Annotated in this window: 17 protein-coding genes and 3 pseudogenes; 5 read left to right on the top strand and 15 right to left on the bottom strand. The window is 57.2% G+C overall.

Features of this window, described 5'->3' with window-relative positions; genetic code table 11:
• The first annotated feature begins 25 nt into the window (after positions 1-25).
• On the top strand, positions 26-1,300 hold the full coding sequence (locus AAHB66_RS01425) for an ABC transporter substrate-binding protein (RefSeq protein ID WP_347114950.1): 1,275 nt from the start codon (positions 26-28) through the stop codon (positions 1,298-1,300).
• 85 nt (positions 1,301-1,385) lie between these two features.
• Here the strand turns inward: AAHB66_RS01425 and AAHB66_RS01420 are convergent.
• A pseudogene (locus tag AAHB66_RS01420) lies at positions 1,386-2,076 on the bottom strand (LrgB family protein).
• Entirely contained in the window at positions 2,069-2,479 is a 411-nt protein-coding gene (locus AAHB66_RS01415; protein WP_347114949.1) for a CidA/LrgA family protein, read from the bottom strand. The pseudogene AAHB66_RS01420 and the gene AAHB66_RS01415 overlap by 8 nt, the downstream one beginning before the upstream one ends.
• A gap of 101 nt (positions 2,480-2,580) precedes the next feature.
• Here AAHB66_RS01415 and AAHB66_RS01410 point away from each other — a divergent pair, with 101 nt between their 5' ends.
• Entirely contained in the window at positions 2,581-3,468 is an 888-nt protein-coding gene (locus tag AAHB66_RS01410; RefSeq protein ID WP_347114948.1) for a LysR family transcriptional regulator, read from the top strand.
• 81 nt (positions 3,469-3,549) lie between these two features.
• Here the strand turns inward: AAHB66_RS01410 and AAHB66_RS01405 are convergent, their stop codons facing one another.
• From AAHB66_RS01405 to soxR, 4 genes and pseudogenes are all read right to left on the bottom strand, one after another.
• Positions 3,550-5,196 (bottom strand): Na+/H+ antiporter, encoded by a 1,647-nt coding sequence (locus AAHB66_RS01405; protein ID WP_347114947.1) that lies wholly within the window; start codon positions 5,194-5,196, stop codon positions 3,550-3,552.
• A 152-nt stretch (positions 5,197-5,348) separates the two neighbouring features.
• The gene (ghxP, locus tag AAHB66_RS01400) at positions 5,349-6,698 is read right to left on the bottom strand and encodes a guanine/hypoxanthine transporter GhxP (RefSeq protein ID WP_333853624.1); all 1,350 of its coding nucleotides are present in this window, start codon (positions 6,696-6,698) and stop codon (positions 5,349-5,351) included.
• A 298-nt stretch (positions 6,699-6,996) separates the two neighbouring features.
• Positions 6,997-7,669 (bottom strand): annotated as a pseudogene (locus tag AAHB66_RS01395) (glutathione S-transferase).
• A 273-nt stretch (positions 7,670-7,942) separates the two neighbouring features.
• Positions 7,943-8,401 carry a redox-sensitive transcriptional activator SoxR gene (soxR, locus tag AAHB66_RS01390; protein WP_337018548.1) on the bottom strand — a complete coding sequence of 153 codons (459 nt, stop codon included), beginning with the start codon at positions 8,399-8,401 and terminating at the stop codon, positions 7,943-7,945.
• Positions 8,402-8,499: 98 nt separating this feature from the next.
• On the opposite strand from soxR, the gene soxS reads away from it, so the two are divergent.
• Positions 8,500-8,826, top strand: a complete 327-nt coding sequence (gene soxS, locus AAHB66_RS01385) for a superoxide response transcriptional regulator SoxS (protein ID WP_039031951.1) — start codon at positions 8,500-8,502, stop codon at positions 8,824-8,826.
• Here the strand turns inward: soxS and AAHB66_RS01380 are convergent.
• A complete protein-coding gene (locus AAHB66_RS01380) occupies positions 8,823-10,409 on the bottom strand; it encodes an EAL domain-containing protein (RefSeq protein WP_347114946.1) in 1,587 nt (528 codons plus the stop codon). The two genes, soxS and AAHB66_RS01380, sit on opposite strands and share 4 nt — an antisense overlap.
• Before the next feature lie 338 nt (positions 10,410-10,747).
• Positions 10,748-12,076, bottom strand: a complete 1,329-nt coding sequence (locus AAHB66_RS01375) for a sensor domain-containing diguanylate cyclase (protein ID WP_347114945.1) — start codon at positions 12,074-12,076, stop codon at positions 10,748-10,750.
• A gap of 612 nt (positions 12,077-12,688) precedes the next feature.
• Here AAHB66_RS01375 and AAHB66_RS01370 point away from each other — a divergent pair.
• The gene (locus AAHB66_RS01370) at positions 12,689-12,970 is read left to right on the top strand and encodes a YjcB family protein (protein WP_347114944.1); all 282 of its coding nucleotides are present in this window, start codon (positions 12,689-12,691) and stop codon (positions 12,968-12,970) included.
• 64 nt (positions 12,971-13,034) lie between these two features.
• Here AAHB66_RS01370 and ssb1 read toward each other — a convergent pair whose 3' ends face one another.
• Positions 13,035-13,562 (bottom strand): single-stranded DNA-binding protein SSB1, encoded by a 528-nt coding sequence (ssb1, locus tag AAHB66_RS01365; protein WP_039031947.1) that lies wholly within the window; start codon positions 13,560-13,562, stop codon positions 13,035-13,037.
• Between the two features lie 251 nt (positions 13,563-13,813).
• Here ssb1 and uvrA point away from each other — a divergent pair, with 251 nt between their 5' ends.
• The gene (gene uvrA, locus AAHB66_RS01360) at positions 13,814-16,639 is read left to right on the top strand and encodes an excinuclease ABC subunit UvrA (RefSeq protein ID WP_347114943.1); all 2,826 of its coding nucleotides are present in this window, start codon (positions 13,814-13,816) and stop codon (positions 16,637-16,639) included.
• On the opposite strand, the gene AAHB66_RS01355 is transcribed toward uvrA, so the two are convergent.
• From AAHB66_RS01355 to dnaB, 6 genes and pseudogenes are all read right to left on the bottom strand, one after another.
• Positions 16,640-16,993 carry an MmcQ/YjbR family DNA-binding protein gene (locus AAHB66_RS01355; protein ID WP_142490045.1) on the bottom strand — a complete coding sequence of 118 codons (354 nt, stop codon included), beginning with the start codon at positions 16,991-16,993 and terminating at the stop codon, positions 16,640-16,642.
• 2 nt (positions 16,994-16,995) lie between these two features.
• Positions 16,996-17,413 (bottom strand): annotated as a pseudogene (locus tag AAHB66_RS01350) (secondary thiamine-phosphate synthase enzyme YjbQ).
• Between the two features lie 110 nt (positions 17,414-17,523).
• Positions 17,524-18,237, bottom strand: a complete 714-nt coding sequence (aphA, locus tag AAHB66_RS01345; protein WP_347114942.1) for an acid phosphatase AphA — start codon at positions 18,235-18,237, stop codon at positions 17,524-17,526.
• Between the two features lie 194 nt (positions 18,238-18,431).
• A complete protein-coding gene (tyrB, locus tag AAHB66_RS01340; protein ID WP_347114941.1) occupies positions 18,432-19,625 on the bottom strand; it encodes an aromatic amino acid transaminase in 1,194 nt (397 codons plus the stop codon).
• A 169-nt stretch (positions 19,626-19,794) separates the two neighbouring features.
• On the bottom strand, positions 19,795-20,874 hold the full coding sequence (alr, locus tag AAHB66_RS01335) for an alanine racemase (RefSeq protein ID WP_347114940.1): 1,080 nt from the start codon (positions 20,872-20,874) through the stop codon (positions 19,795-19,797).
• A gap of 16 nt (positions 20,875-20,890) precedes the next feature.
• Positions 20,891-22,303, bottom strand: coding sequence for a replicative DNA helicase (gene dnaB, locus AAHB66_RS01330; protein ID WP_333853643.1), 1,413 nt, complete (start codon positions 22,301-22,303; stop codon positions 20,891-20,893).
• Positions 22,304-22,353 lie beyond the last annotated feature (50 nt).

The raw sequence follows: 22,353 nt of genomic DNA, 5'->3' as shown, positions 1-22,353 counted from the left end.
ATAATAAAAGTCACGGAGAAAAATAATGAATAAGCTCCTGTCAGGTGTCATCGCATCGCTGTTATTTTCCTGTACCTCTGCCTGGGCGCAGCCCGTTGAATTACGCATGTCGTGGTGGGGTGGCAACAGCCGCCACCAGGCTACGCTGAAGGCGCTCGAGGCCTTTGAAAAAGCGCATCCGGAGATCAAAGTGAAGGCCGAATACACCGGCTGGGACGGTCACCTTTCGCGCCTGACTACCCAGATGGCGAGCGGCACCGAGCCGGATGTGATGCAGACCAACTGGCCGTGGCTTATCGTCTTTTCTAAAAACGGCGAAGGCTATTACGATCTCGACAAGCTGAAAGCGGAGCTGGATTTAAGCCAGTACCAGGCGCAGGATCTGCAGTCCACCACCGTCAACGGCAAGCTCAACGGCCTGCCGATCTCGGTCAACGCCCCGGTCTTTTACTACAACGACGTCACCTGGCAGAAGGCCGGGCTGGCGTACCCGAAAACCTGGGACGACTTTTTTGCCGCCGGGAAAGTCTTCCAGCAAAAACTGGGTAACAACTATTACCCCTACGCGATGGTCGATCAGGACGTCATTCTGCTGCTCAATGCGTATATGATGCAGAAACACCAGAAGCCGATGTTCAACAGCGACGGCACCTTTGCCTGGAACGACGCTCAGTGGGAGGAGGCCTTCAGCTTTGTGAAGCGCCTGAGCGACGACCATGTTCTCCCGTCGCCCAAAACCCTCTCCTCCTACGGCAAAGGCAATTTGTATGAGATGAAGCCGTGGATTAACGGCGAATGGGGCGGCCTGTTCACCTGGAATATCACCATCCGCATGTTTGCCAACAACATGACGCCGCCGGCGAAGCTGGTGCTGGGCGACTACGTGATGCAGCCCGGGACGGAGGAATCGGGGGTGTACTTCAAAACGGCGCAGATGCTGTCGGTGGCGAAATCCACGAAGCATCCAAAAGAGGCGGCGATACTGGTGAACTACCTGCTTAACGATCCGCAGTCGGTGGACGCCCTGGGGCTGGAGCGCGGTATTCCGCTCAACAAGGCGGCAGAGACGCAGCTTACGGAGAAAGGGGTGATTGACCCACAGGATCCGGTGATTGCCGGGCTGCGCCAGGCGCAGGCGCTGCACACCACCGCCGTCGCCACGCCTTATATTGAGGATTTGCAGGTGATCGACCAGTTCACCTCAGCGCGGGAGAAACTGGAGCAGGGCCAGACGCCCGCCCAGGTCGCGGCGGATTTCCGTCAGAAAGTGGAGCGGATTGTGCGTCGTTTGAATCGTTAGCATTCATTGCCCGGCGGCGCTACGCTTGCACGGGCCTACGGTTTTGTAGGCCGGGTAAGCGCAGCGCCACCCGGCAGAAAACGGCTCAGAACATCAACCAGCCCACCAGCGGGGCCACCAGCACCATCACCACTCCGGAGAGCATCATCACCAGGCTGGCGACCACCCCCTCCTGCTGACCCAGCTCATAGGAGCGGGCGGTGCCGGCACCGTGCGAGGCCGCACCAAACCCGGCCCCTTTCGCCATCCCTTCGCGGATCGAGAGCCGTAAAAACAGCATATCCCCCACCGCCATGCCAAACACCCCGGTTACCACCACGAACAGCGCCACCAGATCCGGCTGCCCGCCGAGTGGTTTTGCTGCGGCCAGCGCAAAGGGGGGTGGTGACGGAGCGCACCGCCAGGCTGCGCTGGATCTCGTCCGACAGAGTAAACAACCGCGCCAGCCAGACCGAGCTGGTGACCGCCACCACCGTGGCGGTGATCACCCCGGCGGAGAGCGACATCCAGTGGCGTTTGATCACCGCCAGGTTGTCGTACACCGGCACCGCAAAGGCGATGGTCGCCGGGCCGAGCAGCCACAGCAGCCAGTGCGCTTCCCCGATATAGTTCTGCCAGGAGATATGGCCCCACACCAGCATCATCACCAGCAAAATCGGGGTGAAGACCAGCGGCATCAGGGGCAGTTTACGAAAGCGGCGGTACAGGCGCTTGTTGGCAAAATAGATCGCCAGGGTTACCACCAGACAGAGGACGCTGACCTGAAAGTTAGTCATGTTTCTGCCTGCTGATTTCATAGCGGTAGACTTTATCCACCACCCAGGCGGTGGCACCCAGCACCATCAGCGTGCTCAGGGCAATCACCGCAAAGATACGCCAGCCGTCCACCATCAGCAGCTGGACGTAATTGACCACCGCCACCACCGCCGGCACAAAGAACAGCAGCATTTCCGCCAGCAGCCAGCGCGAGCCTGCCCGCACCCAGTTCAGGGGAATGATGCGGCAGAGGATCAGGCTGAACATCAGCACCATGCCAACCAGATTGGCCGGCAGCGGCAGATGTAGCCAGCCAACAAGGTATTCAGCGAAGACAAAAAGACCCGCATAAAGCAGTACCTGAACCGGTACCTGGAGTCGTTGCACGACGGCAGGCGTAACGCGACCTAACGCCACGGTCATGGGGGATTTCCTCAAAATGAGAGAGAGCGCCAGTATAGTCAGCGCCCGTAATTGACTGAAATGAATTAAAATCATCAAAGGTATAGTTTCGAGGAATAGTCATGGACATACGCACGCTGCGTTACTTTGTCGAAGTGGTCCGCCAGCAGAGTTTCACCCGCGCCGCGGAGAAGCTTTTTGTCACCCAACCCACCATCAGCAAAATGCTGAAAAACCTCGAAGATGAACTGAACTGTACCCTGCTGATCCGCGACGGACGCAAGCTGCTGTTAACCGACACCGGCCGGGTGGTGTTTGAGCGCGGGCTGGCGATCCTCGCGGAATTTCGCCAGCTGGAGGCCGAGCTTGGCGACATCAACCACCTGAATAAAGGCGTACTGCGCCTCGGGATCCCGCCGATGGTGGGGATGATGATGGCCGGGCCCATCGGCCTGTTTCGCCAGCGCTATCCCGGCGTGGAGCTGAAAATTTCTGAATTTGGTGGCTTAACCGTCCAACAGGCGGTGATCAACGGCGAGCTGGATCTGGCGATGACCGCCCTGCCGGTGGAGGAGGACAGCGGTCTGACGGCGCTGCCGCTGTTCAGCCATCCGCTGTGCGTGCTGGTGCCGCGCTCCGGCAGCTGGTTGACGCTGGAGGCCATTAATCCGGAGCTGTTGGCCGAGCACCCGCTGCTGATCTACAACGAAGATTTTGCCCTCAGCCGCCAGCTGATGCAGCTCTTCAGCCAGCACGGCGTGAAGCCGCGCATCGCGGTGCGCAGCGGGCAGTGGGACTTTCTGGCGGCGATGGTGCAGGCGGGGGTGGGGATTGCGATATTGCCGCAGCCCATCTGCGAGCGGCTGGACAAAAACACCCTGCGCTGGATCCCGCTGCAGAGCGATCTGCACTGGCAGCTGGGGATGATCTGGCGTGAGGGGGTCTATCTGTCGAACAGCGCCCAGGCGTGGCTGAAATGCTGTGAGGGATTCTGGACTTCGGTGGAATAGCGCCGGGTGGCGGCTTCGCCTTACCCGGCCTACGGTCAACATGTAGGCCCGGTAAGCGCAGCGCCACCGGGCAACAAACGGTTACTGCTTCTCTATCAACAACGCTTCCATCAAATCGAGATCGTGCAGCAGCTTCTGCAGCGTCTCGTTGCTGATCTCCCGGGTCGCGCGCAGGTGGTACAGCTCCGCGCGTTCAGAGCGCAGCGCGGCCAGACGGAAGCGGCGTTCGAGATTCTCTTCCATCAGCGAGCTTTCCACATCGTTGCGGCCATCCGCGCGGCGGCGCAGGTTGCCAATTACCCGCGAGCTCACCTCTTTCAGCAGCTGGTTATCGATGTTCTCTTCGGTATCGGCGGCCAGACGCTCCTCCATCTTCTGGATGGCGACAATCGCCACTTCAGCGGTTGCTGCCCGGGCAATACGCGCCTCTTTATGCTGCTGAACGTGATCGCCGACCTCCATATGTTGCAGCAGGATCGGCAGCATCACCACGCCGACAAACAGCGAGAAGAGGATGACTCCGGCGGCCAGGAACACCAGCTCGTAGCGGGCCGGGAAGACGTCGCCGGTCGGCAGCAGCAGCGGAATGGAGAGCACACCGGCGAGGGTGATGGCCCCACGTACCCCGGCGAAAGTGGAAATCAGCAGTTCACGGGTGGTCCAGGAGCCAAACTCCATCGGTTTCTTTTTCAGGAAACGCACGCTGAACTTTTTCATCGTCCACAGCCAGCCGAAACGCACCAGCATCAGCGCGGCGTAAATCAGCACGATGTCGGTAAACAGCATCCAGGTTTCGACATTCGGATCGGCCTCGGCCGCCACCAGCGAGGACTCGAGGATCCCCGGCAGCTGCAGGCCCAACAGCAGGAACACCATGCCGTTAAAGACAAATTCCAGCATCGACCAGGTGCTGTTGGCGCGCAGGCGCATCGCCAGCGGCGCACGGCGCATAACCCCGGCGCGGGTGATGGTCATCCCCGCCGCCACCGCGGCCAGAATACCCGACACCCCGATGTGTTCTGCAATCAGATAAGAGGCGAACGGCAGCAGGAACAGCAGCACGATTTGCGTGGCGGGTTCGTCGCCGCCCCAGCGGCTGAGGAAGCGCAGCGAACGGCCATACAGCCAGCTCACCACAAACCCAGCCAGAATGCCGCCAATGGCCACTTTGAAGAATTCAACGGACGCCCCGCCGATGGTGAAGACCATGGTGCCCATCGCCACGGCGACGGCAAATTTCAGCGCCACCAGGCCGGAGGCGTCGTTCATCAGCGCCTCGCCCTGCAGGATGCCCATGATTTTCTTCGGAATGCGCCCTTCACCGACGATCCCGGACAGCGCCACGGCATCGGTGGGTGACAGTACCGCCGCCAGCGCAAAGGCCGGTATCAGCGGGATCCCCGGCACCACCCAGTAGATGAGGAAACCAATCCCCACCACGGTGACCACCACCAGCGCCAGCGCCAGGCCGAAGATTTCGCGCCCGTGTTCGAGAAACTCACGGGTCGGGGTTTTCCAGCCGTCGGCAAACAGCAGGGGAGGAATAAACAGTACCAGAAACAGTTCGGGATCAAACTCGACGTGCAATCCGAACGTCGGCCACGCCAGCAGAGCACCGATGGCGATCTGCATCAGCGGAAGCGGTAACTGGAAGGGCAGTACGCGGGTAACTACCCCGGAGAGGGAGACCAAAAGGGTCATGATGAGTATTGTGAAGAAGATTTCCATGCGTTCCCTGTTTGCGAGATTTCTGTACGTTTACATCACTGGCATCTTGCCACAGTGTATCTCCCCCCAGAGTAACGCATAAGGCAACAAGATGTGTTCCGAAAATAAAAACGGGCGGCCTGAGCCACCCGTCTTTTTACGCAGTTGACAGCTTAGATAGCCCAGCCGCCCGCGTAGAACGCCACCAGCGCCACGGCAATCACTACCGTTCCGATGTTCAGCTTGCGCCATTCACCGGAGACGATACGGCCGATCACCAGCGAGGCGAAACCGATCATGATGCCGGTGACGATGTTACAGGTCAGCACGATGAACACCGCGGTGATCAGCCCGGCCATCGCATCAACGAAGTCGGCAAAATCGATTTTCGCCACGTTGCTCAGCATCAGCAGGCCAACATACATCAGCGCAGGTGCGGTCGCGTATGCCGGAACCAGATACGACAGCGGAGCAAGGAACAGGATCAGCAGGAACAGCACGCCGATGGTGATCGCCGTCAGACCGGTTTTACCGCCTGCCGCCGTACCCGCCGCAGATTCGATATACACGGCTGCCGGCGCGGCACCCACCAGACCGGAGAAGACGCTGCTCAGGGAGTCGGTGGTCAGCGCTTTGCCGCCATCGATAATCTGACCGTCTTTATCCAGCAGGTTCGCCTGGCCCGCTACCGCGCGGATGGTGCCGGTGGCGTCGAAGACCGCGGTCATCACCAGCGCCAGCACGCTTGGCAGCACCACCGGGTTCAGCGCGCCCATGATATCCAGGCTGCCGATCAGCGAGTTGCCGTTTTCATCGCTCAGGGATGGCATGGCGAACACGCCGGAGAAGTGTACTGCCGGATCGAAAATCAGCCCCACCACAGAAACGCCAATGATGGTCAGCAGGATGCCGCCCGGCACTTTCAGTTTTTCCAGACCAATGATCACCGCCAGGCCAATCAGCGACATGATCACCGGGAAGCTGGCGAAATTACCCAGCGCAACCGGCAGACCGTCCAGCGGATTCTTGATCACCAGACCTACGCCGTTAGCGGCAATCAGCAGCAGGAACAGGCCGATACCAATCCCGGTGCCGTGCGCAACGCCCTGCGGCAGGTTGCGGAGGATCCAGCTACGGATACCGGTGGCGGAAATAATGGTAAACAGCACACCCATCAGGAACACAGCACCCAGCGCAACCGGCACGCTGATGTGCTGGCCCAGTACCAGGCTGAATGCGGTAAAGGCGGTCAATGAGATGGCGCAACCGATCGCCAGCGGCAGGTTGGCCCACAGACCCATTACGATGGAGCCGACACCGGCCACCAGACAGGTGGCGACAAAGACCGCCGCCGGTGGGAAACCGGCTTTGCCCAGCATGCCCGGCACCACGATCACCGAGTAGACCATCGCCAGGAAGGTCGTCAGACCGGCAACGATCTCCTGACGCACGGTACTGCCGCGGGCAGAAATTTTGAACATGGCGTCGAGTGAACCGCCGGTACGCGCAGATGGCGTAGACATAGAAAACATCCCCTGAAAATTATTATCGTCGTCGGTCAGCGTGATGGACACTCCACGACCAGCGAAACGTCATATCCCTGTGCTGCGTTTATGACAAAGAGGGGCGTCATAAAAAAAGCAAACGTTTAGCTTCGCGCTGACAAAACGGGTGTTGAATTAAAGGCAAACGATTATCCGGCTTAAACATGGGCATTTTCAACTTAACTTTGCCGTTTTTCGCTAATTTCCGTACGGGGTGGTGAAGAAGTAGACAGAGTATGCGCAAACGTTATCGTGAATGCGCAATTTGATAACATTTTCAGGGCTCGCCGGGGATTTCGAACGGACCGCCCTGCTGGATCGCCCGCTGCCAGGCTGGCCGCATTTCGACGTTTTTCTTCCACGTCTGCAGGTGAGGAAGATCCTCTATGCCGCCACGCTCCAGCAGGGCAAACACCGGAAAGCTCATCTGCACATCCGCCATGCTGAGACGATCCCCGGCAAACCAGCGGTGATCCTTAAGCCAGGACTCCAGAAAACGGGCGTGGGTTTCCAGCTGTTTGTTGAGATACGCTTTCTGCACCCCCCTGCCCCAGCACTTTGCCCAGCGAGCGCAGGCCAAACGGGATCGGCGGTTTACCGAGGCTGGAGAAGACCAGCTTCATCAGCAGCAACGGCATCAGGGAGCCTTCCGCGTAGTGGAGCCAGAAACGGTAGTGCAGTTTCAGCTCGCGATCCTGCGGCTTAAGCTGCGAGCCGGGATCGTAGGTCTCCTGCAGGTATTCGAGGATCGCGCCCGACTCCGCCAGGATCAGGCCGTTATCCTCCAGCACCGGAGATTTGCCCAGCGGATGGACTTTGCGCAACGCGGCGGGCGCCATCATTGTCTTATCCCGCTGATAACGTTCAATCTGATAGGGCAGTGAGAGCTCTTCCAGCGCCCAGAGCACACGCTGGGATCGGGACTGGTTGAGGTGGTGGACCTTAATCATGGTCATCTCCAGTTGGGCTTATCCACTAACTATAGAAAATTGCACAACCTGGCGAAAAAATTTCGCCGAGTTTTTGTACTGTGCCGCTGGCAAACCCGGGCTCCCGGCCTAGACTTAAATTGTCAGCACAAACCGGAACCTCCAAAGCATGCTCGACTGAGGGGTGTTGATGTCGGGGGAAACCCTCCTGTGAACCAGCGGGATAGAGAGAAAGACAAAGACCGGGAATAAACTAAAGCGCCTCTGTGGCGCTTTAGTTTTTACTGCGTCGGGCTAATCTTCTTCCAGCAGCCGCGCGCCGGTGCCCTGTTCGCCCAGTCTGTCGCCAGGGTTACGCAGAGGGCAGTCACTGCGCGACAGGCATCCGCAGCCAATGCAGCCGTCAAGCTCATCGCGCAGCGCCTCCAGGGTATGAATGCGCCGATCCAGTTCGTCGCGCCACTGGGAGGACAATGCTTTCCACTCCTTCGCACTCAGGGTATGCCCCTCCGGCAGGATGCCAAACGCCTCGCCAATGGTGGCGAGCGGGATGCCAATGCGTTGGGCAATCTTAATGATCGCCACGTAGCGCAGCACGTCGCGGGTATAACGCCGCTGGTTACCGGTGTTGCGAATGCTTTTAATTAACCCTTTGCTTTCATAGAAATGCAGTGCTGACACCGCCACGCCGCTACGCCTGGCCACCTCGCCCGGCGTCAGCAGCGGTTTTATCCGCGGTAATTTCTTTTCCATAAAATCTCTTTACCTCAAGTTAACTTGAGGAATTATACTCGCCCGCAGACAAAACGACGAATCTATAGACACAGGTGTACCCAGAGGGAGGCTGCTTTATGTCGCATCAACAAATTATTCAGACACTTATTGAATGGATGGATGACCATATCGATCAACCCTTGAGTATTGATGTGGTGGCGAAAAAGTCAGGTTATTCGAAGTGGTACTTACAGAGGATGTTCCGCGCCGTGATGCACCAGACGCTGGGCGAGTACATTCGCCAACGCCGGTTATTATTGGCCGCTCAGGCGCTGCGCACGACCCAGCGACCTATTTTTGATATCGCCATGGATCTGGGCTATGTCTCGCAGCAGACCTTTTCCCGCGTATTCCGCCGCGAGTTTGATCGCACCCCCAGCGACTACCGTCATCAGCTGAATTAGTGGCTGTGGGCGAGTGATGCCGCGACAGGCTGTTGCTGCCAGGTCATGAAATCCTGCGGCGACATCGCCTTCGCAAAGTGCCAGCCCTGACAATACTGCACGCCGCGCTTGTTTAACCACGTGACCTGTTCCGCCGTTTCCACCCCTTCCGCGATGGTTTTTAAGCGCAGGCTCTGGGCCATTTCGATAATGTGCTCGACGATCAGGTGGCTGGTGCTGTTGGTGGTCAGCGTATCGATAAAGGATTTATCGATTTTCAGGATATCGACGTTCAGGGAGTAGAGGTTGTGCAGGTTGGAATAGCCGGTACCAAAATCATCGATCGCCACTTCATATCCCGCCTGACGAAACGCCTGGATCACCGGTGTGGTTCTCGGTACGTCGATGAACCCGCGTTCGGTCACTTCGATTTTAATCTGCTGGGCCCGAACGTTGTAGTGACGGGCCTTATCGGTGATCATCGCAATCAGGCGTGAAGAGTGGAAGTCCGTGGCTGACAGGTTAATGGAGATATAGATATGCGGGTTGCAGGCCAGGAAAGGGCCCAGATCGCTGAAGACTTCTTCCACCACGTAGTCGGTAATGCGCTCGCTCATGCCTTCTTCTTCTGCCAGCGGGATAAATTCTACCGGGCTCATCACCGGGCCGTTAAAACCAGGCCATCGCAACAGCGCCTCTGCCCCGACACAGACGTTGGTTTTAATATCAATAATCGGCTGGTAGTGCAGGCAAAGCTGTCTTTTATTTAATGCCCGATGCAATAAGCGACCCGGGGAATTAAATTCCCGTCGCGTCCGCGACCACATCAGTAAAATAATAATGCTGCTGATCATCCCCAGCGGCAGGGTTAATGTCGCCTGATGATAGAGCACTTCGTAAAATCGCTGGTTTGTCGTTGAAACAATGGCGGCAATCGGGCGTTTGTCCGAGCGCACAATAGTATAAAAGCGGCCTTGTTTCTGGAACGAAAGATCGTTATCGCCAATCAGCGTTTTTAATTCATTTTGATTAGCCTGTTCGCTGACCGAGAAAAAAGCATTGGTCACTGTATCAAATACACCCCACGCCAGAGAGCGATCCGAAGACATGACTTCGCTATAGGTCAGGGGGTTAACCACCACCACATAATGCCCTATTTGCATATAAGTCATCTTATATCCCGCGTAAAACGGCGTATCGCGGTAATAATAGATAGAGACGTCAGGCTGGCGTTGGTAATTGGCGTCGGAAATTGTATAGGGGTTATCGGGGGTGCTCGTCGTGGAGCAGAGGAATTCACGGCCATCAGCATAGAGCAGGTCGGCAATGTAAAGTCGGCCCCGGACGATATTTAACATATTCTGTCGGTGTGCCGGCGTGCAAATATCACCCGAATACTGTTCAGCCGCCTGACGCGCCAGCTCCACCTGCTGAATCACCAGTTCAGTTTTGTCTAAAGCGAGTTGAGCAAAGGAGCTGAGTTGGCTGCGTGTTTCGTTGACCGCGCGTTGCTGGGCAAACCATAGCGCAAGCATCACAGGTAGCGAAACTACCATGATAACCCCGACTATCCTCAGCACCTTGTCCCGTGCGCTACGATTCATTTCCGCCCTTTTTCCCTGCTTTTTATGTGCCTGTAATCATGAAGGCCGGATGCTTTGCTAAACAGGTGATTACGTTGCATGAATCATGCGAAGTTAGCAACTGACTTTTAACACCAATAACCTAATATTTGGTTATGCCGATAATATTTGTCCGTAAGCCAAACTGAAAGTATTCGTTTCCTGTTTATTAAGTAAAATAATTACCCATTTCGAAAGCCAGGCTCCCGGATAACTCAACAGAATGTCGTCGATTAAGTCAAACTACCGACAGCGTGAAAAAAGCGCAACTTCCTCATGAAATTTTGTGCTATTTATCCCACGATAATGATTAAAGTGATTTATAAATAATCAACCGCAACGATTGTTTTTCCTCTTCCCGCGCGTTTGGCATCATAAAGTGCCTTATCTGCGCTAATGAGTAACGAGGAGGTATCGTGCTGTTCGCCGCTTACCTCTACCACTCCCGCGCTAAAAGAGAGGATCAGCGTCCGGCTGCCAACGTTAAGCGGCGTCACCGACAGCGCCTGGCGGAGCCGGTTGGAGAGATGCACCGCCGCATCGCTGCAGGTTTTCGGCAGCAGCAGTAAAAACTCTTCTCCGCCGACCCGACCCAGCGCCGAACCGGGCGGAAGCAGCGCCCGCAGGCAGTCGCAGAAGTGCACCAGCGCCGCATCCCCCACCAGGTGGCCCCACTGATCATTGATCTGCTTAAAGAAATCCAGGTCGAACATCAGCACCGAGAAGTAGCTGTCGGCCTCCTGCCGCTGGCTGGCCTCCAGGGCGGCGGCAATCTGCTGCAGGATGGCAAAGCGATTCAGGCAGCGCGTCAGATCGTCGGTCATGGCCTTCATCTCCAGCTGCCGCTCCGCTTTTTTACGGGCAGTGATATCGAGCCCGATATTGAGGATCGAGCCGTCCGGCAGGGAGATGTTCGACCACAGGATGGTCAGCTGCATACCGTCCCGGCGCACCGGGTGCCATTCATACATATCGTTCAGCGGGGTGATGTTAACCGAATCGTGCACCCGGCGGCGCACCTCCGGGTCAGGATAAAACAGCGCCAGCGGATCGGCATGGGCGTTGATCTCCGCCATCGTCCAGCCAAACACCTTTTCACATTCGGCATTCCACAACACGCAGCGGCTATTCCTGTCGAAAGAGTTCATCAGCACCGGCGCCCGTTCAAACAGCGTTTTATACTGGGCGAGCATCCGCTGCATCTCTTTTGCCGTGCGTTCACGGGCGACGAGCCCGGTGACAAAATCCTTCAGCTTTTCCACCAGGATAATCACCACCTCTTTCAGCACGGTAATGCTGCTTTGCGGTTGCGCAAAGCCCAGGAAAAAGTAGCCGTGCTGATGCGGCGCCATTTTACACAGCACCCCGCACTGTAATTGTTGATGTCCTGGATGGCCGGAAGGAAATATCAGCGCGCCCATATTCTCTTTCCAGCCGATGACCTGCCATGAACGGCGTTGGCGCTGCAATAACAGGCTGGCAAGAAACGCATTAATTTCCAGCGGATGGCAGGTTAATTCACCGGCACTGACAAACTGCGGCTGGCCCGTATCATCCTGCATCATCACCCAGCTGAGCTGGGCGCCAAAGGTATGATTAATCGTCCCCAGCAGATCCGTTAAGGTGACGTGGGATGATAACTTTGGCATTAATTTAGCTAATGCGTGCAGGGCTCGGGTACTGTCTTTAATATTCTCTCGATTTACTTGCTTCATTGTTTATTCGCAGCTCATTAACGAGACAGAAATACCGCAACGAATTAATCAGGAATAAAGTGATATTCAGTCGACATAAATTAATGCGACTCTCTTACAGGGATGCGTGTGTAAAAATTAAATGACAAAGAATAATAAAAAACAAAAAGCGCTAGCCTGATTTATTTATTACGAACTGAGTAAGCAACCGCAAGAAGCATAATCCATAGCCCTGAGGCTGTAAATATTGTACATCGACGCCCGCTCTGTACACGTTTTCTTATCCCGATGAATTATCAGTAAAGTTATCATAATTACACCGATTAGCAGGCTAAATATATATTTCAGATCGCAATAACCATGATAATAACAGGGTTAAAAAAGACCATTTTTATGCATTTGCCCAGTGGTGAATAAAAGAACAAACGTGATATAGTTCACATATCTTATGTAACAAGAAACATTGTTTCATTGTTGTGAGTCTGAGCCTGCCGATAGCCAGTTTGCCACAGTGTCTGGGCAACGTCGCGCTTTACCCGGCGGCGGTTATCTTTGAGGATCGTTTTTATGGCAGCTATTACCACCGGTGTTGTGTTTGCACGCTGGGAGTTGTTGAGCGCAGTGCTGATGTTTCTGGCCAGCACGCTGAACATTCAGTTTCGTAAATCAGATTACACCGCGCTGGCGGTGGTCAGCACCTGTCTGGGTCTGGCGGCAGCATGCTGGTTCGCTACCGGCCTGCTGGGCATCACCCTGCTGGATGTGGCCGTTATCTGGAACAACGTTAAAGAAGTAATGGTCGAGGCGATGAGCCATACGCCACCAGACTGGCCAATGATGTACACCTAGTGAATATAAAAAAACCCAGACATCGTCTGGGTTTTTTGTGGTTGCGAAACGCAGGTTCTGCTTATCAGAACGGGATATCGTCGTCGAAATCCATTGGCGGTTCGTTGGACTGCGCCGGTGCAGACGGCTGCTGCGGACGGGACTGTGCGCCGCCGCTGAACTGGTTGCCGCCCTGCGGCTGCTGAGGTTGACCCCAACCGCCCTGCTGCTGCTGGCCGCCACCTGCTGGTGCGCCACCGCCCTGACGGCCACCCAGCATCTGCATGGTGCCGCCGACGTTAACCACTACTTCGGTAGTGTATTTTTCTGCGCCGGACTGATCGGTCCATTTGCGGGTACGCAGCTGGCCTTCGATATAGACCTGGGAGCCTTTACGCAGATATTCACCGGCCACTTCGGCCAGTTTGCCAAACAGCACAACGCGGTGCCATTCGGTCTGCTCTTTCATCTCACCGGTCGCTTTATCGCGCCAGGATTCGGACGTCGCCAGCGTAATGTTGGCCACTGCACCACCACTCGGCATATAGCGTACTTCCGGGTCCTGGCCCAGATTACCGACGAGAATCACCTTGTTTACGCCTCTGCTGGCCATGATCGTGTCTCCTGAAAACGTGTCTGAAAATAGTGTAAGCGCGCGAGTGTACCATTTCCACGTGGTCTTCCGATAGTTTCGAAGCATCTTCCAGAGTTCTCACGAAGGTTACATTGTTGCACAAGTAATCAGAAGATGCATTCCAATACTGTATATCCAGCCAGGTCAGTTTGTGTCATAATTAATCGTTTCTGCCGGTTGTCCTTCAAACAAACCAGGCATTCCGTGTATCTACCTACCGGGAAAGGTGAATGGATAAGATAGAAGTTCGGGGCGCCCGCACCCACAATCTCAAGAATATCAACCTCGTCATCCCTCGCGACAAACTGATCGTCGTGACCGGGCTTTCAGGCTCAGGCAAATCTTCACTGGCTTTCGACACCCTGTATGCCGAAGGGCAGCGTCGTTACGTTGAATCGCTCTCTGCGTATGCGCGTCAGTTTCTGTCGCTGATGGAAAAACCGGACGTCGACCATATCGAAGGGTTGTCGCCGGCCATCTCCATTGAGCAGAAGTCGACCTCCCATAACCCGCGCTCCACCGTCGGGACCATCACCGAAATCCATGACTACCTGCGTCTGCTGTATGCCCGCGTGGGCGAGCCACGCTGCCCGGACCACGATGTCCCGCTGGCGGCCCAGACCGTCAGCCAGATGGTGGATAACGTGCTGGCGCAGCCGGAAGGCAAACGCCTGATGCTGCTGGCACCGATCATTAAAGAGCGTAAAGGCGAGCACACCAAAACGCTGGAGAACCTGGCCAGCCAGGGCTATATCCGCGCCCGTATCGACGGGGAAGTGTGCGATCTCTCCGATCCGCCGAAGCTGGAGCTGCAAAAGAAACACACCATCGAGGTGGTGATCGATCGCTTCAAGGTGCGTGATGACCTGACCCAGCGTCTGGCAGAGTCGTTCGAAACCGCGCTGGATCTCTCCGGCGGTACGGCCGTGGTAGCCGATATGGACGACCCGCAGGCGGAAGAGCTGCTCTTCTCCGCCAACTTCGCCTGTCCGGTGTGTGGCTACAGCATGCGCGAACTCGAACCGCGCCTGTTCTCGTTCAACAACCCGGCCGGCGCCTGTCCGACCTGTGATGGCCTGGGCGTGCAGCAGTATTTCGATCCTGACCGGGTGATCCAGAATCCGGAGCTGTCGCTGGCTGGCGGCGCGATCCGCGGCTGGGATAAGCGTAACTTCTATTACTTCCAGATGCTGAAATCGCTGGCTGAACACTATAAATTCGACGTCGAAGCGCCGTGGGGCAGCCTCAGCCCAACCGTGCACAAAGTGATCCTGTTCGGTTCTGCGAAAGAGAACATCGAGTTCAAATACATGAACGATCGCGGTGATACCTCGGTGCGCCGTCATCCGTTTGAAGGCGTGCTGCACAACATGGAGCGCCGTTACAAAGAGACGGAATCCAGCGCGGTACGTGAAGAGCTGGCGAAGTTCATCAGCAACCGCTCCTGCGCCACCTGTGACGGCACCCGTCTGCGCCGCGAAGCGCGCCACGTGTATGTTGAAAACACGCCGCTGCCGACCATCTCTGACATGAGCATCGGCCATGCGATGGACTTCTTCAACAACCTGAAGCTCTCCGGCCAGCGCGCGCAAATCGCCGAGAAAGTGCTGAAAGAGATCGGCGATCGCCTCAAGTTCCTGGTCAACGTCGGCCTGAACTACCTGACCCTTTCCCGCTCGGCAGAGACCCTGTCCGGCGGTGAAGCGCAGCGTATCCGTCTGGCGAGCCAGATCGGTGCGGGCCTGGTGGGGGTGATGTACGTGCTGGATGAGCCGTCCATCGGCCTGCACCAGCGCGACAACGAACGCCTGCTCGGAACGCTGATCCACCTGCGTAACCTCGGCAACACGGTGATTGTGGTTGAGCACGACGAGGATGCTATCCGCGCGGCCGATCACGTGATCGACATCGGCCCGGGAGCCGGCGTCCACGGCGGCCAGGTAGTGGCGGAAGGTCCACTGGACGCCATTATGGCGGTACCAGAATCCCTGACCGGCCAGTACATGAGCGGCAAGCGCAAGATTGAAGTGCCGAAACAGCGTGTACCCGCCGACCCGGAAAAAGTGCTGAAGCTCACCGGGGCTCGCGGTAACAACCTGAAAGACGTGACCCTGACCCTGCCGGTTGGCCTGTTCACCTGCATCACCGGGGTGTCGGGTTCCGGTAAATCAACGCTGATTAACGACACCCTGTTCCCGATTGCTCAGACTCAGCTGAACGGCGCAACCCTGGCTGAACCGGCGCCGTATCGCGAGATCCACGGCCTTGAGCACTTCGACAAGGTGATCGATATCGACCAGAGCCCGATCGGTCGTACGCCGCGCTCCAACCCGGCGACCTATACCGGCGTGTTTACGCCGGTACGTGAACTCTTTGCCGGCGTGCCGGAATCGCGTTCACGCGGCTATACGCCAGGACGTTTCAGCTTTAACGTTCGCGGCGGTCGCTGTGAAGCCTGTCAGGGCGATGGCGTCATCAAGGTTGAGATGCACTTCCTGCCGGACATCTACGTGCCGTGCGACCAGTGCAAAGGCAAGCGCTATAACCGCGAAACGCTGGAGATCAAATATAAAGGCAAGACCATCCACGAAGTGCTGGATATGACCATTGAAGAGGCGCGTGAGTTCTTTGATGCCGTTCCGGCGCTGGCGCGCAAGCTCCAGACCCTGATGGATGTCGGTCTGACCTACATTCGTCTGGGCCAGTCAGCGACCACCCTGTCGGGCGGGGAGGCGCAGCGCGTGAAGCTGGCGCGTGAGCTCTCCAAACGCGGTACCGGGCAGACGCTGTACATTCTGGACGAGCCGACCACCGGTCTGCACTTTGCTGATATCCAGCAGTTACTCGACGTGCTGCATCAGCTACGCGATCAGGGCAACACCATCGTGGTGATTGAGCACAACCTGGACGTGATTAAAACCGCGGACTGGATTGTCGATCTCGGTCCGGAAGGCGGCAGCGGCGGCGGCGAAATCCTGGTTTCCGGCACCCCGGAAACCGTCGCGGAGTGCGAAGCCTCGCACACGGCCCGCTTCCTTAAACCGCTTCTGAACTAGTCACACCGAAAGCTGCTGCCGGGTCATCTCCGGCAGCAGTTCCACCGCCTGCTTGTACGAGGCATCCACCAGGTAGTAAATCTGCGAATCCGGTATCGACCCATCGAGATAGACCGTGCTCCAGTGCGCTTTATTCAGGTGCTTGCTGGGACGCACGTCGGTGTGCTGCTGGCGCAGCAGATCCGCCAGTTCCGGGCTGGTTTTTAGCGAGGCAGCCGGACGCCCCTCCACATCTTTCACCATCGCAAACAGCACGTCTGCGACCTTAATCTGGGTTGCCTTCCAGTCACTGTGCACGCTCTGCTCCGCACCCGGCTTATTCATGCAGTACTGAAGTATCTCCGAAATTGTCATCATTATTCCCCTTGTAGCGTAGCGATAATTTTGCGCGAACCGCCATGGATACGATGTTCTCCCAGCCAGATCCCCTGCCAGGTGCCGAGCTGCACGCGGCCGTGATTCACCGGCAGCAGCAAAGAGACGCCCAGCAAGGAGGATTTAATATGGGAAGGCATGTCATCTGGCCCCTCGTCATCATGTTCCCAGCGAGCATCGTCGGGAACGGATTTGAGAAAATGCTGCTCCATATCGGAACGGACGGTGGGATCGCAATTCTCGTTGAGAGTGAGAGAGGCTGACGTATGTTGCAGCAACAGATGCAGTAAACCGACCTTGATGCGGGGGGAGATCGCGGATCTGTCCGAGGACCTCGTCCGTCACCAGGTGAAAACCACGAGACCTGGCGCGCAGGGTCAGGGTTTGCTGATACCACATGTGCTGCTCCGTATTACAGGATAATCCTTCTAAGTGTGCAGCAATACGACGAAAGGTAAAACCCGTAGCGGGTAAATCTGCTTAAAAAAGCGTCTTTTCTGCCCGAATACTCAATATTCTGAATTGACGATCACCTCTTCACCAAACGCCCCTGCCTGTGGCAGCGGTTTCCAGGTCGAGTTCGAGGCGCGCAGCACCCGGATGCCCCGGGCACCCGCCTCGCGGGCCGCGATGATGTCGCTGTCGGCGTCACCGTAATAAATTTTGACCTGTTTCTGCTCTATCCACCGGGCTTTGTTATTTATGCCAGCCTTCTCACCGGCAAAAATGACCGGGTTCATAGCCGCGGCGGGGATCAGAAAGGCATCCTGCAACGCTTTGGTGACGGTTTCGGTTTTAGTGGGATGGCGCCCGGTAATAAACCAGATCCTGTCGCCACGCTTAACGTGCATGGCAATCAGCGCGCGGGCCACCTCTTTCGGAATGCTGAACTCATCCCAGCCGTTGTTCATCTGCTGCCAGAAGGCCGGGTTTTTCAGGTAATCGTCGCTGTCCGGCGACCAGGTTTTTTTACCCCGCCAGAAGCCCGGGCTGGAGAACAGCACGGTGTCATCAATATCAAATCCCACCGACATCGGCGGACGGCCCATCAGGCTGTTTTCAATCTGGGCAACGGACACCCAGTGGATCGGTGCCTGCTCGGCCAGTCTGGCGGCGTTGGTGCCGGTGTATAACGGTGGAGGTGATGAGGGGCGCGCCACCACCGGGTGGCTGAGCGAGAGCAATAAACAGACAGCGCTGAGCGCCAGTGTGATTTTGCGCATGTTTTCCCCTGAATATTCAAACCGTTATTTTTTATTTTGATCGGATGGTCAAAAACCACCCCGAAAATAACCGTAGCCGGAGGGGAATGAAAGGGAATTTTTTATATAAGTCACAATAAAAAGAGGGGTATCACAAAGCGGGGTTTTACCCATTCCGGCCCCCTTCGCAACCGAAGGAGGCCGTGAGTAAGTGCTTACATTACCGCGGCAAAGGCCTGTGCCACGCGCTGAACGTTGCTGCTGTTCAGGCCCGCTACGCACATGCGTCCGCTGGCAATCAGGTAAACGCCGAACTCATCACGCAGGCGATCCACCTGCTGCGCGCTGAAGCCGGTGTAACTGAACATGCCGCGCTGCTGCAGCAGGTAGTCGAAGTTGTGCCCCGGCACCGCCTCTTTCAGCACGTCGACCAGCGTCTGTCGCATGGACAGGATACGGGTACGCATCGCTTCCACTTCAGCCAGCCACTCCGCTTTGAGTTCATCATCGCCCAGCACGGTCGCCACCACCTGCGCACCAAAGTTTGGCGGGCTGGAGTAAATGCGGCGCACGGTGGCTTTCAGCTGGCCGAGCACGCGCCCGGCAGCATCCTGATCTTCACAGACCACCGACAGGCCGCCGACACGCTCGCCATACAGCGAGAAGATTTTGGAGAAGGAGTTGCTGACCAGCGCCGGCAGGCCTGCGCTGGCGATGGCGCGAATGGCATAGGCGTCCTCTTCCATCCCGGCACCAAAGCCCTGATAGGCAATGTCGAGGAACGGGATCAGGTTGCGGGCCTTCAGCACCTCAATCACCGCATCCCACTGATCGTTAGTCAGATCGGCACCGGTCGGGTTATGGCAGCACGGGTGCAGCAGCACGATACTGCGTTCCGGCAGGGTGCTCAGTTTTTCCAGCAATGCGCCAACGCGCACGCCGTTGGTCTGGTCGTCAAACCACGGGTAGGTTTGCACCGTGAAACCTGCGCCTTCAAAGATGGCAACATGGTTTTCCCAGGTCGGGTCGCTCACCCAGACCCCGGATTCCGGGAAATACTTGTGCAGGAAGTCGGCACCGACTTTCAGCGCGCCCGAGCCACCCAGGGTCTGGATAGTGGCAACGCGCTTTTCCACCAGCACCGGATGCTCTGCGCCAAACAGCAGCGGAGCAATTGTGTGACGATAGCTGTTCAGCCCTTCCATCGGCAGATAGAGCGACGCGCCGTGCGGCGTGGCATTGAGACGCGCTTCGGCTTTGGCCACCGCCTGCAGCTGCGGAATAATGCCTGCTTCGTTGTAGTACAGACCGATACTGAGGTTAACTTTATCGCCCCGGGGATCTTCTTTGAAACGCTCCATTAAGGAGAGGATGGGGTCGCCAGCATAGGCGTCGACTTTCTGGAACACGCGATGGTTCTCCGGATAATAATGAGGCAGGGAATTCAACAATAAACCGGAAGCGGGAGAAGATCGAGAGGATGTTAAGGAAGATGGGGCATGGGCGACAGAACCTGCGGTGCGGTCTGTTCCCCCCTCACCCTGACCCTCTCCCCACAGGGGAGAGGGAACATAGCCATCAGTCGAGGTAGTGCATCGCCACCCGCGACGTCAGGCGCGTGATAAGTTCGTAAGCACTTACTTTTGTGATTTCCGCGATCCGCTCTACGGGTAAACCTTCGCCCCACAGGGTTACCGGATCGCCCGCTTTCTCCTGCGCCTCTGGCCCGAGGTCAACGCAGATCATGTCCATCGCCACACGTCCGACGATGTTCACTTCGCGGCCGTTCACCAGCACCGGCGTACCTGAGGGTGCAGCGCGCGGGTAGCCATCGCCGTAGCCCATCGCCACCACGCCCAGACGGGTATCGCGCTCGCTCACCCAGGTGCCGCCGTAGCCCACCGGCTCTCCGGCTTTGTGCTCGCGCACCGCAATCAGGCTGGAGGTGAGCGACATCACCGGCTGAAAACCGAAGTCCGGTCCCCAGGGTTTACCCTCCAGCGGCGAGACGCCATACAGGATTATGCCCGGACGCGCCCAGTCGAAATGGGACTGCGGCCACAGCAGAATGCCGCCGGAGGCCGCGATCGAGCGCATCCCCGGCTTGCCTTCGCAGAAGGTGTTGAAAATATCGAGCTGCTGCTCGGTCGCGCCACACTCGGGTTCGTCGGCGCGGGCAAAATGGCTGACGATGTTGACCGGCTGGCGGACGTTGTGGCACTGGCTTAAGCGCTGATAAAAGGCCTCTGCCTGCTCCGGCCGCACGCCCAGACGGTGCATGCCGGTATCGAGCTTCATCCAGACGGTGACGGGCTCGCTGAGTACCGCGTTTTCCAGCGCCTCGAGCTGCTCAAGGTTGTGCACCGCGGTGTGCAGCCTTTTTTCGGCGATGGTCGGCAGGTCATCGGCATTAAAGAAGCCTTCGAGCAGCAGGATCGGCTGGGCGATCCCCCCTTCGCGCAGGCGCAGGGCTTCTTCGAGACGGGCGACGCCAAAGGCGTCGGCATCGGGGAGCGTTCGCGCGGTCTCGATCAGACCGTGTCCGTAAGCGTTCGCTTTCACGACTGCAACCAGTTTGCTGGCGGGAGCCAGTTCACGCAGGCGTTGCAGGTTGTGTCGCAGAGCGCGGCGGTTAATCACTACAGTTGCCGCTTGCATTTGAATTCCTTAGAAATTACTCATCATCATATTGAGGACCGGCATAGTTGTCGAAACGCGACCACTGTCCGTTAAAGGTCAGACGCACCGTACCGATAGGGCCGTTACGCTGCTTACCGATAATAATTTCTGCGATCCCTTTCAGGTCGCTGTTCTCGTGATAGACCTCATCGCGGTAGATGAACATGATCAGGTCGGCATCCTGCTCGATGGAGCCGGATTCACGCAGGTCGGAGTTGACCGGGCGCTTGTCGGCGCGCTGCTCCAGGGAGCGGTTAAGCTGCGACAGCGCCACCACCGGCACCTGCAGCTCTTTCGCCAGCGCTTTCAGCGAGCGGGAGATTTCGGCAATTTCCAGGGTACGGTTATCCGACAGTGACGGGACGCGCATCAGCTGGAGGTAGTCGATCATGATCAGGCCAATGCCGCCATGCTCACGGGCAATTCGGCGCGCGCGGGAACGCACTTCCGTCGGCGTCAGGCCGGAGGAGTCATCGATATAGATGTTCCGTTTTTCCAGCAGAATACCCATGGTGCCGGAGATCCGCGCCCAGTCCTCGTCGTCCAGCTGGCCGGTACGAATGCGGGTCTGATCCACACGCGACAGCGAGGCCAGAGAACGCATCATAATCTGCTCGGAGGGCATCTCCAGGCTGAAGATAAGAACCGGTTTATCCTGCAACATCGCCGCATTTTCGACCAGGTTCATCGCAAACGTCGTTTTACCCATCGACGGACGCGCGGCGACGATGATCAGATCCGACGGCTGCAGACCGGCGGTCTTTTTGTTCAGATCGTCATAGCCGGTGTTAACGCCGGTGACCCCGTCGTGCGGCTGCTGGAATAGCTGCTCAATACGCGAGACGGTGGCATCCAGCACCTCGGCAATGTTTTTCGGCCCTTCGTCTTTATTGGCGCGGCTTTCGGCGATTTTAAACACCCGGGACTCGGCCAGGTCGAGCAGTTCGTCGCTGTTACGCCCCTGAGGATCGAAACCCGCTTCGGCGATCTCGTTGGCGACAGAGATCATGTCGCGCACCACCGCACGTTCGCGAACGATATCGGCGTAAGCGCTAATGTTCGCCGCACTTGGGGTGTTTTTCGATAACTCGGCCAGATAAGCGAAGCCGCCCACGGTTTCCAGCTGCCCCTGACGCTCCAGCGATTCCGCGAGCGTGATCAGGTCGATGGGGCTACCGGATTCCTGCAGACGCGCCATCTCGGTAAAGATATGGCGGTGCGGGCGGGTATAGAAATCGTCGGTGACAACGCGCTCGGCAACGTCGTCCCAGCGCTCGTTATCCAGCATTAAACCGCCCAACACCGACTGTTCCGCTTCAATCGAGTGCGGCGGGACTTTTAACCCGGCTAACTGCGGATCGCGTTCACGGGGTTCAGTCTGTTTGTTGAAGGGTTTGTTTCCTGCCATAGTGAATGGAGTTACCGAGATAGAGAGTGGGTCGAAAGATTACCATATTT

This window comes from Leclercia sp. S52 (genome assembly GCF_039727615.1).
Classification (GTDB): Bacteria; Pseudomonadota; Gammaproteobacteria; order Enterobacterales; family Enterobacteriaceae; genus Enterobacter; species Enterobacter adecarboxylatus_B.
Note: the sequence above shows the minus strand (reverse complement) of the source record. Positions and strands in the feature narration are given on the sequence as shown.